Below are 9513 nucleotides of genomic sequence, written 5' to 3'. Positions count from 1 at the left end.
GGGGGGGGGCGCGGCCCCGGCGGGGCCGCGACCAGGTGGTGACTTCCGTGGTGCGCAGGGTCGGGGACCGGAATCGGGGTGTGGGCCCGACCCCGGCCAGGCGGCCACGGCCTACCGGTGGCGCGTCCGACCTGTGACGGACGCGCCACCGGACAGGCTTCTCAGCCCTTCTTCGACCGCGGGTTCAGGCTGTCCAGCCACCGGTCCAGCCGCAGCAGCACGGTCAGCAGCACCGCCGCCACCGCCGCGAGCCCCACCCCGGTCAGGTTGTTGCGCAGGTTGTCGAACCGGAGCAGGAAGAAGTCCCGGGTGAACGGCACCGCCACCACGAACGCGAAGATCCCCGCCATCACGGCGACCAGCCCGGCCCGCCACCACGTGTACGGCCGCGCGACCAGCGCCAACGCCCACAGCGCCACCAGGAACAGCGTCAACGCGGCCGTGGTCCGGTCGGCGTCGAGGCTGGAGGCGCCGTTGACCCGGGCCAGCCAGTACGCGGTGAAGGTCGCCAGCGCGCACACCAGGCCGGCGGGGATCGCGAACCGCAGCACCCGGGGCACGAACCCGGGCCGGGCCCGTTCGGTGTTCGGCGCCAGGGCCAGGAAGAAGCCGGGGATGCCGATGGTGAGCGCGCCGACGAGGGTGACGTGCCGGGGCAGGAACGGGAACGGCAGCCGCACGACGCCGACCAGCACCGCGAGGGCCACCGAGTACATGGTCTTGACGAGGAACAGGTTCGCGACCCGTTCGATGTTGCCGAGCACCTTGCGCCCCTCGGCGACCACGTACGGCAGCGTCGCGAACCGGTCGTCGAGCAGCACCACCTTGGCCACGGCCCGGGTCGCCGCGCTCCCGGAGCCCATGGCCACGCCCAGGTCGGCGTCCTTGAGCGCGAGCGCGTCGTTGACCCCGTCCCCCGTCATCGCAACCGTGTACCCGCGCGACTGCAACGCCCCCACGAACGACCGCTTCTGCTGCGGCGTGACCCGCCCGAACACGGACCGCCCCTCCAGCACGTCGGCGAGCGCGCCGGCCTCCGTGGGCAGGGTCCGCGCGTCCACCGGCTCCTCCGCCCCGGCCACGTCCAGCGAGGCCGCGACCGCGCCCACGGACACCGCGTTGTCCCCGGAGATCACCTTGACCGTGACGTCCTGGGCCCGGAAGAACCGGAGCGTCTCGGCCGCGTCGGGCCGGATCCGCTGCCGCAGCATGACCAGCGCCGCCGCCCGCACGGTCCCCAGCTCGGTGGTCAGCGCGTCGACCTGCCCGAGCGCCAGGACCCGCATCCCGGTGGAGCCGATGTCCTCGGCGAGCACCCGCTGCGGGTCCCCGTCGGCGAGCAGCACGTCGGGCGCGCCCAGTACCCAGCTGCCCTGCCCGTCGAACGTCACCCCGCTCCACTTGCGCGCCGACGAGAACGGCACCTGGTCGGTGACCGGCCAGCCGGGCGCGGTCGTCGTGCCGGCCGCGGCCACGAGCGTCGGGTTGGGGGTGGACTCGGCGGCGGCGAGCGCGGCCAGTACCCCCTGAAGGTGTTCGGTGGTCTGACCGTCGCACGCCCGCACCTCGTCGAGATCCATCCCGGACTCGGTGAGCGTCCCCGTCTTGTCCAGGCAGAGCACGTCGACCCGGGCCAGCCCCTCGACGGCCGGCAGCTCCTGCACCAGGCACTTGCGCCGCCCGAGCCGCACCACCCCCACCGCGAACGCGATGGTCGTCATCAGCACCAGCCCCTCGGGGATCATCGGCACGATGCCCGCGACACTGCTCACGATGGCCTGCGCGAGCCCCTGATCGGCCCGCAACTGACTGAAGATCAGGAGAATGCCGACGGGTACGATCAGCCACGTCACCCACGTCAGGATCCGGTTGATCCCCGTCATCAGCTCCGAGTGCACCAGACTGAACCGGCTCGCCTCGGCCACCAGCTTGTTCGCGTACGAGTCGCCCCCGACCTTCGTCGCCGTGAACGCCCCCTCCCCGGCCACCACGAAGCTCCCCGACATCACCTCGGCCCCGAGCTCCTTGTGCACCGGATCGGACTCCCCGGTCAGCAGCGACTCGTCCACCTCCAGCCCGCCGCTGATCACCACGGTCCCGTCGACGGGGATCTTCTCCCCCGCCCCGAGCAAAATCAGCTCGTCCAGCACCACGGCGTCGGGAGCCACCTCGACGTCCTCGGCGTCCCTCCTGACCCGGACCGGGGCCTGGCCCAGCAGCGCCAGCTGGTCGAGGGTGCGCTTGGCCCGGAGCTCCTGGATGACGCCGACCGCGCTGTTGAACACGATGACCAGCCCGAACACGGCGTCCTTGGGCGAACCGAAGACCAGGACCAGGGCCACCATCGGGGCGATGATCGCGTTGAACCGGGTGAACACGTTGGCGCGGATGATCTGCGCGAGGGAGCGGTTGTGCTCGCGGCTGGCGACGTTGACCTGGCCGTGGGCGACGCGCTGGGCCACCTCGGTCGCACTGAGCCCCTGAGTCAGATCCATACCCACCATCTTGTACGTTTCGCCTGGCCGGCGGGGCGGATCGGGCGACCGCACCCCGGCCGGGGCTCCCCGGTGCCCCGAGGTCGGGCTCCCCGGCTGGGGCTCCTGCGATATCCCGGCTCGGGTCGGGCCCAGGGATAGCTGCCCGGGCGGGTGCGGTGGTGCTTCCGAGATCAGGTGTTGTGCCGCCAGAGTTCCCAGCCTTCGGGGCCGTGGTGGGCCTGGTAGGTGTGCCCGGGGTCGAGGGACTCGTCGCCGTGCAGCGTGGGGAGGCTGACGGCGGGATGGCCCGAGCGCAGGAGGCTGTAGGTGTGGCCGGGCTCGGTCCACGAGCCACCGGTGACCGTCCAGGTGGTGCCGTCGTGGACGAGGCCGTAGGTTTCGCCGGGGACCAGCCAGTAGGCGTAGACGCCGTCGCCCTCCTCCGCCCGGTCGTCGTGGAGGCAGAGGCTGATGACGCGGTGCGGGCCGTCGGTCTCGTGGGTGTCGAGGGTGCCGAGCGCGGTGGCGGTGAGCGGCATCATGCACCACGCTCCACGACCTTGAGCCGCTCGACCCCGGCTCGCACGCGCGGCCGAAGGCGCTGCTGGTCAAACAGGCGCATCGCCTCGGCCAGGTTGGGCACGGTCTGGATCTCCAGCACCTGCTCACGCTCCGCCGGAGTGGGCGGCAACTCGGAGCGGACAACGTTCCACGTCTTCATGGGTATGACTCTGCGTTACTTCCGAGCGGCGAAACACCCATGATTCCCGTGATCTGTCCGGGCTTGATCTCCCCATTGGACGGGGAGGTTCAGTAGCCTGGTCCAATGGCCGGGGCATTGCGGAGTCTTCGTCAGGAACAACGCCAACTGACCACGGAGCTGCGCGCACAGCACCGCACGTGGCCGGAAATCGCAGCGGTGTTCGCGCACACCTACCGGCTGAACATGCGGGTGGCGTTCCGCCTCGCGCACGGCTGGAGCCAACCCCAGGCCGCCGAGCGCTGGAACTCCCTCTGGCCGGCGCACCCGAAGACCTTCAAGAACTTCTCCTACTGGGAACTGTGGCCCGCCAGCACCGGCCACGCCCCCTCGCTGGAGACCCTGGCCAAGCTCGCCGAACTCTACGAATGCTCCGTCGCCGACCTCCTCACCGACGGCCCCGACTTCAGCCAACCTCAGGCTGGCGGGTTGCCTCTTCTCGGCGACGACGCGGGCCGAATCCGCGAGCTGGCCGACCAGGACGTCGAGTCCCTGGGACGTGACCTGGCAGCCTGGGCGAGCCGCCTCAACGACGAGACCGACCGCCGAGGCCTCCTACTCAAGCTGTCAGCGGGCCTCGCCCTCGCCGCAGCCGACCCCGTACTCGACGGTATCGACGACCCTCAACCTCGCCGGCCCGCGAACGGCGGAGACCTGTCCGGCGTCTGGCACTCCCGCTACCGCTACTACTCCGACAGCCAGGAACAGAACCTGACGATGGAGCACCACGTCGTTCTGCTGCACCAGGGCGACCGCCTGATCGGCGAGAGCCTGCCTGCCCTGAACGACTCCGTGCTGCGCATCAACCTGACGGTGAACCACACCGCCGCCACCGGTACCTGGTCCGAAGCGACCGCGGTTGACGGCCAATACCGAGGCGCGAACTACCACGGCGCGATCCAATTGGTGGTCAGCCCGCTAGGGCGGAACATGACGGGCAGGTGGGTCGGCTTCGACAGTCAGTCGTCCGTCAACAGCGACATATGGGAACTCAACTGGATCTCGCCAGCGACCACCGGCAGCGCGCTGAAGCCGTTTCACAACAAGGTCTAGGTGGCGGACCCTACTGAAGTGCACCGTGCATCTGGCACATCCGGGTGCCCGATTCTGCCGGTAACCTTTCCTTCATGAAGGACGATCCGCTGGCCGGCGGCGACCTCTCGGGTATTTGGCGCTCCCGGTACCACTACCACTCCGACAGCCGCGACCGAGACCTCATCGGCGAGCACGAGATGGTGCTGAGCAGACACGGCGACAGACTCTCCGGTGCGAGCCTGCCCTCCGATGAGGGTTCAAAACTGACGCTGAACCTCACTGTCGACGGCCGGGTAGTCACCGGCACCTGGCGAGAGATCACCGCCGCTGATGGCCACTATCAGGGCGTGACGTTCCATGGCGCGATGCAGCTCGTCGTGAGTGACGACGGCACCGCGATGTCAGGCAGATGGGTCGGCTTCGACCGGCACCTCACGGTCAACACCCACACCTGGGACCTGATCCGCCCGAACGCGTCAACGACCAGCGACACGGGTGGCGGCGGGTGATGTAACGGGCGGTCGGTGAGGGTGTCGAGTTGCCAGCCCTGGATCGAATCGATCCTCGCCTCGCTGAAGACGGCCTCCGCGCAGCGGCTCGCGCGGGCGGCGCTCGACGGCGACCCGATCGGGTGGCGGAACCCCTGACAATGGTCGGTATGCGGATCGTGGACCCTGCCTTCATCGGCCCCGGCACCGACTACTGGTGGGACGTCGGCGTCGAGCACTCCCGGGACGCGTTGTCGCGGTTCTCCGCCGTCGAGTGGGCGGACCTGCTGGAGGGCTGGAGTGCGCAGAGCGAGGAGTGGCAGGACCAGCTCGCGTACCTCCTCGGCGAGGACGGTGCCGAACGGGAGGTCCGGCTGCTGCTGGACATGGCCCGGTCTCCGCGCCCGGAGGTGGCGCTCCGGGCGCGGGAGTCGCTGCGCGGGTTGCCGGCCGGGGCGATCCGGAACGCCACGCTGGCCGCTGACCTGGCCGCCGCCGGAGTCTCCGTCCGGGCGGACGTCGAGGGGCGGCCTCAGGGCCGCACGGGGAACGCGCCGACATAGCGCAGGGGTGTTCCCCCTGGATTCGTCACGACGTTCGGCGGGTAGACGCAGATCGCCGCGTCGGCCGGTTCGGTCGCGTCGAGGTCCGCCAGCCACTGGTCGGCGTAGGAGGCCTCCCGGAGCAGCACCGCCGGTGCCACGGGACCGGAGTGCCCCAGGTCGTCGATGTGGACCGCCTCGACACACTCGGGGGTCAGCTCGACGATGCCGGCCTGCGCCATGAACGTCGACGGTTCCGCGTTCCCGTCCGGCGACCACCGCTGGTCCAGGTACGCCCGCAGCTCCGCCTCTGAGGGGAACTGGCCATGGGCGAGGAACACATGCACGACACCATCGTTCACCGCACGATTGTCCCCCACGCCTGGCCGGTCCCGTGGCTGGCGACACCGGCACGGTCGGTCGCCCGTCCCGGAAACGACGTGCCCGACCCGTTACCCTCCCACGGAGTCCACGACCGGCGAGGACGCGGCGGCTGGAGGTACCCGTGCGGGACGGCTTTTCCGAGGGTTTCTTCACCCGACTGGCGCACGAGGCGCATCCCGTGGACCTGATGTGCGCCTACCTGCTCCACGGTTCGGTCGAACGGATTCCGGGTCTCCTGGCCACCCCGGAGACCTTGTCCTACGGGTACCTCGACCGGAACGTCAACGCCACCGACCGCACCAGCAGCGGCGACGCGGACCTGTTCTCGCTCAGCGTCGAGAGGAGGATCCGGGGCCGGCTCTTCGGCGTGGAGTTCCGGGTCTACTTCGACTCCGGGGAGGCGTATGCCGACGCGGTGGTTCCCTACGGCGCACCGGTCGGGCTGGCCCGCTTCCTCCACCACCTCCGGGGGAACCACGCGCCGGGAGGAGGCCCCGGTGACTGGGATTTCGACGTCTACACCGACGTCGGGTTCCTCCCCCAGGGCATCGTGCTGTTCGGCAACCGGCGCGAGGTCTGGTACAGCGTCAACGGCCGCCGGGTGGACGTCGGCCGCCTGCAGGGCAACCTCTTCGGGACGACAGCGCGCACGGTGGCGGCTGGCGGGGCGGTGTTTCCCGACCGCGACGCCGGCGTCGAGGCACCTCGGCGGAGGTGCGCGCGTATCGGAGGCAGATGGCCAGGCTGGGCGGTCCGCTTCCGTTGCGCGCGGGACGGCGGCCCGGTCGGGGGTTCGGCGCCCGGCGGGGACACTCCACGCGCTGACGGACACTCGAGGGCGCTCCGCACGCTGACGGACGCCCGGCGGGCCGCTCCGCCGACCACACCCGGAGTTGCTACGGAGCGAACCGGTACCCCATCCCCGGTTCGGTCAACAGATGCCGCGGCCGCCCCGGATCGGTCTCCAGCTTGCGCCGCAACTGCGCCATGTACTGCCGCAGATAGTGCGTCTCCCCGACGTACGTCGGCCCCCAGATGTCCGTCAACAACTGCCGCTGGCTGATCAGCTTCCCCGGATTCCGCAGCAACGGCTCCAGCAGCTCCCACTCGGTCTTGGTGAGATGCGTGTCGGGCGTGACGGTCCGGTTGGCGAGATCCACGGTGTACTCCCCCACCCGCACCACCGGCGTCGACTCCACCGGAGTGTGCCGCCGGGTCACCGCCCGCACCCGGGCCAGCAGCTCGTCCACGCCGAACGGCTTGGTCACGTAGTCGTCGGCCCCCGCGTCGAGGGCGGCGACCTTGTCCTGGCTGCCGGTGCGCCCCGACAGCACGATGATCGGGACGTCGGACCAGCCGCGCAGCCCCCGAATCACGTCGGTGCCGTCCATGTCCGGCAGGCCGAGGTCGAGGACGACCAGGTCGGGGCGGTGGTGGGCGGCGGAGCGCAGTGCCTGGGAGCCGTCGGCGGCGAGGTCGACCGTGTACCCCCTGGCGGTCAGGTTGATCCGGAGCGCCCGGACGATCTGCGGCTCGTCGTCCACGACGAGGATCCGGGGCGAGCCGGTCATCAGCGCCTCCTCCAGGCAGGGGTTCCAGGCCCAGTGTGCGCCACGTCCACCGGCTGAAGATCACAGACGGACATGTCGGGGGGTACTAGTAGTGTTGCCGCATGTCTCTGTTTGACGTGAACGTGAACACCCTCGCCGGCGGCCCGGACGCGCTCGGCGCCCACCGTGGCCGCACCGTCCTCCTCGTGAACGTGGCCTCCCAGTGCGGCCTGACCCCGCAGTACACGGGCCTACAGGCCCTCGCCGAGCGGTACGGTGACCAGGGCCTCGTCGTCCTCGGCGTGCCGTGCAACCAGTTCGGCGGCCAGGAGCCCGGCTCCTCGGAGGAGATCGCCGAGTTCTGTGACGCGAACTACGGTGTGACCTTCCCCCTGACCGAGAAGCTCGAGGTGAACGGCGCCGGCCGCCACCCGCTGTACCAGGCGCTGGTCGACACGTCCGACGCCGAGGGCCACGCGGGCGACATCCGGTGGAACTTCGAGAAGTTCCTGGTCAACGGGGACGGGGAGGTCGTCGGCCGGTTCTCGCCGCAGACCACGCCCGAGTCGCCGGAGCTGGTCTCCGCCATCGAGAAGCAGCTCTGACCCCTCGCGGGTAGCCCCGGGCCATCCCCGGGGGAAGTGGGGCAAGGTTTGTCCGGGCCGGTCGACGTTTCCGTTTCGTCGGCCGGACCCGCTCCGTACTGTGGGCGTATGACCGACATCACCGTTCTCGGCATCTCGGGCAGCCTGCGCGCGGGCTCGTACAACACGGCGCTGCTCCGGGCGGCCCGGCAGCTCGCCCCGGCCGGCATGACCGTCGAGCTCTACGAGGGCCTGCGCGACATCCCGCCGTACGACGGCGACACCGACACCGAGACGCCACCCGAGCCGGTCGCGGACCTGCGGCGCCGGATCGGCGCGGCGGACGGGGTGCTGTTCGTGACCCCGGAGTACAACTACTCGGTCCCGGGCGTGTTGAAGAACGCGATCGACTGGGCGAGCCGACCGGCGGGCCACTCGTCGCTCACCCACCGGCCGGTGGCCATCATGGGCGCCTCACCCGGCAACTTCGGCGCGGTCCGGGCCCAGCTGGCGCTGCGGCAGTCGTTCGTGTGGATCAACGCGCGGATGGTCGTCCAGCCGGAGGTGATGGTGTTCAAGGCGGGCGAACGGTTCGACGAGCACGGCACGCTGACGGACACGACGACGGCCGCGCTGGTCCGCAAACTCCTCGACGCCCTCGCCACCACGATCCGCACCCCGGCCCCCTGAGTACCCGTCCGGGGCTCCTCGGGGCACCAGAGAGGCCCGACGGGCCCGTACGATTTCGATCATGCCCGCCGACCCGCCGACCCCGACCCCACCGCAGGCTCCGATCCAGCCGATCGTCGCTCCCCGGCAGATGCCCGTCCTGCCCGACCGCGTCTGGAGCCAGCGGGACTGGGCGCGGATCCAGCTCGGCTACCTGGCCTCGGACATGGACGAGAAGTGGAACGTCAGCGCCCGGGGCGACGTGGTCTCGTTCCACCGCAGCTGGACCGGCAACCAGACCTACGAGGCGACCTTCGCCCCCGCCGGGGATGGCTGGCGGATCAGCGGTGCCGTGGTGGAGTCCTCGCCGGAGCGCTACCGGGCCATCTCGGACGAGTTCGACTGTGTGCTTCTGGAGCTGATCCTCAGCGCGATCGTCCTCGGCGAGCCGGCCGCCGAGCTGTGCGCCCGGCTGGTCGCGTTGAGCGCGCCGCCCACGGATCAGCCCAGCGTTCCGGCGGGCCTGATCCTGCACAGCCTCCTAGGGCTCCGGACGTCCCGCGTAGACGACGCACACCCGGCGCTCCCCGGCCGGGTGTTGGATCGCCCCGGACCAGGGGGCTCGTGATGGTCGCCGACTACTACCGTGCCGACACCGAGGACGGCGACCACATCGAAGACCCGTCCGAGGACTCGCTCTTCATGCTGCTCACCGACCTCGACGCCACCGGCAACACGTATCTCACCGTCACCCCGCCCGACGACACGGCCACCTGGTACGTCTCGGTCGCGCGGTGCGACGACGGCGGCTACGAGGTCGAGTACCGCGACCCGCACCGCCGTGAACACGAGGTCATCGTCCACGCGGACGCCGGCCGGGTCGCCCTGGACCTCACTGTCTGGTTGGCCGACCGCGACCATCCCGGCGGCTGAGGGGCCGGCCCGAGCTCAGGTCAGACGTCAGCAGGAGTTCACCCCGCGCTGACCGGCTGGGGGTGGGACTTCCGGTCCGGGCGGGTGCCGA

General features: G+C 70.6%; 13 protein-coding genes. 8 read left to right on the top strand and 5 right to left on the bottom strand.

What is annotated here, in order from left to right; all coding sequences use genetic code 11:
• Positions 1–161 precede the first annotated feature (161 nt).
• The 3 genes from PT931_RS27685 to PT931_RS27675 form a co-directional block, all read right to left on the bottom strand.
• Positions 162–2495 carry an HAD-IC family P-type ATPase gene (locus PT931_RS27685; RefSeq protein WP_456248640.1) on the bottom strand — a complete coding sequence of 778 codons (2334 nt, stop codon included), beginning with the start codon at positions 2493–2495 and terminating at the stop codon, positions 162–164.
• 173 nt (positions 2496–2668) lie between these two features.
• Entirely contained in the window at positions 2669–3019 is a 351-nt protein-coding gene (locus PT931_RS27680) for a hypothetical protein (protein WP_456248639.1), read from the bottom strand.
• Positions 3016–3198 carry a hypothetical protein gene (locus tag PT931_RS27675; RefSeq protein WP_456248638.1) on the bottom strand — a complete coding sequence of 61 codons (183 nt, stop codon included), beginning with the start codon at positions 3196–3198 and terminating at the stop codon, positions 3016–3018. The genes PT931_RS27680 and PT931_RS27675 overlap by 4 nt, the downstream gene beginning before the upstream one ends.
• 105 nt (positions 3199–3303) lie before the next feature.
• Here PT931_RS27675 and PT931_RS27670 point away from each other — a divergent pair, with 105 nt between their 5' ends.
• The 4 genes from PT931_RS27670 to PT931_RS27655 all read left to right on the top strand — a co-directional run bounded on the left by PT931_RS27670 (position 3304) and on the right by PT931_RS27655 (position 5323).
• Entirely contained in the window at positions 3304–4290 is a 987-nt protein-coding gene (locus PT931_RS27670; RefSeq protein WP_456248637.1) for a helix-turn-helix domain-containing protein, read from the top strand.
• A gap of 74 nt (positions 4291–4364) precedes the next feature.
• Positions 4365–4781 (top strand): hypothetical protein, encoded by a 417-nt coding sequence (locus tag PT931_RS27665; RefSeq protein WP_456248636.1) that lies wholly within the window; start codon positions 4365–4367, stop codon positions 4779–4781.
• Positions 4782–4796: 15 nt separating this feature from the next.
• Positions 4797–4919 carry a hypothetical protein gene (locus PT931_RS27660; protein ID WP_456248635.1) on the top strand — a complete coding sequence of 41 codons (123 nt, stop codon included), beginning with the start codon at positions 4797–4799 and terminating at the stop codon, positions 4917–4919.
• An 11-nt stretch (positions 4920–4930) separates the two neighbouring features.
• Complete coding sequence (locus PT931_RS27655; protein WP_456248634.1) at positions 4931–5323, top strand: hypothetical protein; 393 nt, start codon at positions 4931–4933, stop codon at positions 5321–5323.
• On the opposite strand, the gene PT931_RS27650 is transcribed toward PT931_RS27655, so the two are convergent.
• Positions 5293–5664, bottom strand: a complete 372-nt coding sequence (locus PT931_RS27650; RefSeq protein ID WP_456248633.1) for a hypothetical protein — start codon at positions 5662–5664, stop codon at positions 5293–5295. The genes PT931_RS27655 and PT931_RS27650 overlap by 31 nt on opposite strands.
• A gap of 918 nt (positions 5665–6582) precedes the next feature.
• Entirely contained in the window at positions 6583–7257 is a 675-nt protein-coding gene (locus PT931_RS27645; protein ID WP_456248632.1) for a response regulator, read from the bottom strand.
• A gap of 101 nt (positions 7258–7358) precedes the next feature.
• Between PT931_RS27645 and PT931_RS27640 the strand changes: the two genes are divergently transcribed.
• The 4 genes from PT931_RS27640 to PT931_RS27625 all read left to right on the top strand — a co-directional run bounded on the left by PT931_RS27640 (position 7359) and on the right by PT931_RS27625 (position 9422).
• Positions 7359–7841: a glutathione peroxidase gene (locus tag PT931_RS27640; RefSeq protein WP_456248631.1), complete on the top strand. Its 483-nt coding sequence runs from the start codon at positions 7359–7361 to the stop codon at positions 7839–7841.
• A 108-nt stretch (positions 7842–7949) separates the two neighbouring features.
• Positions 7950–8510: an NADPH-dependent FMN reductase gene (locus PT931_RS27635; RefSeq protein ID WP_456248630.1), complete on the top strand. Its 561-nt coding sequence runs from the start codon at positions 7950–7952 to the stop codon at positions 8508–8510.
• A 61-nt stretch (positions 8511–8571) separates the two neighbouring features.
• Positions 8572–9117: a hypothetical protein gene (locus PT931_RS27630; RefSeq protein ID WP_456248629.1), complete on the top strand. Its 546-nt coding sequence runs from the start codon at positions 8572–8574 to the stop codon at positions 9115–9117.
• Positions 9117–9422, top strand: a complete 306-nt coding sequence (locus PT931_RS27625; RefSeq protein WP_456248628.1) for a hypothetical protein — start codon at positions 9117–9119, stop codon at positions 9420–9422. Before PT931_RS27630 ends, PT931_RS27625 begins: the two co-directional genes overlap by 1 nt.
• Positions 9423–9513: the final 91 nt, after the last annotated feature.

The sequence above is a fragment of the Longispora urticae genome, assembly GCF_053902585.1.
This window is presented reverse-complemented; position numbering and strand designations above follow the sequence as displayed.

What these genes read in the sequence shown, in the direction of transcription:
- PT931_RS27685 (WP_456248640.1), bottom strand. Translation starts at nt 2,495, where the DNA reads ATGGATCTGACTCAGGGGCTCAGTGCGACCGAGGTGGCCCAGCGCGTC.
- PT931_RS27680 (WP_456248639.1), bottom strand. Translation starts at nt 3,019, where the DNA reads ATGATGCCGCTCACCGCCACCGCGCTCGGCACCCTCGACACCCACGAG.
- PT931_RS27675 (WP_456248638.1), bottom strand. Translation starts at nt 3,198, where the DNA reads ATGAAGACGTGGAACGTTGTCCGCTCCGAGTTGCCGCCCACTCCGGCG.
- PT931_RS27670 (WP_456248637.1), top strand. Translation starts at nt 3,304, where the DNA reads ATGGCCGGGGCATTGCGGAGTCTTCGTCAGGAACAACGCCAACTGACC.
- PT931_RS27665 (WP_456248636.1), top strand. Translation starts at nt 4,365, where the DNA reads ATGAAGGACGATCCGCTGGCCGGCGGCGACCTCTCGGGTATTTGGCGC.
- PT931_RS27655 (WP_456248634.1), top strand. Translation starts at nt 4,931, where the DNA reads ATGCGGATCGTGGACCCTGCCTTCATCGGCCCCGGCACCGACTACTGG.
- PT931_RS27645 (WP_456248632.1), bottom strand. Translation starts at nt 7,257, where the DNA reads ATGACCGGCTCGCCCCGGATCCTCGTCGTGGACGACGAGCCGCAGATC.
- PT931_RS27640 (WP_456248631.1), top strand. Translation starts at nt 7,359, where the DNA reads ATGTCTCTGTTTGACGTGAACGTGAACACCCTCGCCGGCGGCCCGGAC.
- PT931_RS27635 (WP_456248630.1), top strand. Translation starts at nt 7,950, where the DNA reads ATGACCGACATCACCGTTCTCGGCATCTCGGGCAGCCTGCGCGCGGGC.
- PT931_RS27630 (WP_456248629.1), top strand. Translation starts at nt 8,572, where the DNA reads ATGCCCGCCGACCCGCCGACCCCGACCCCACCGCAGGCTCCGATCCAG.
- PT931_RS27625 (WP_456248628.1), top strand. Translation starts at nt 9,117, where the DNA reads ATGGTCGCCGACTACTACCGTGCCGACACCGAGGACGGCGACCACATC.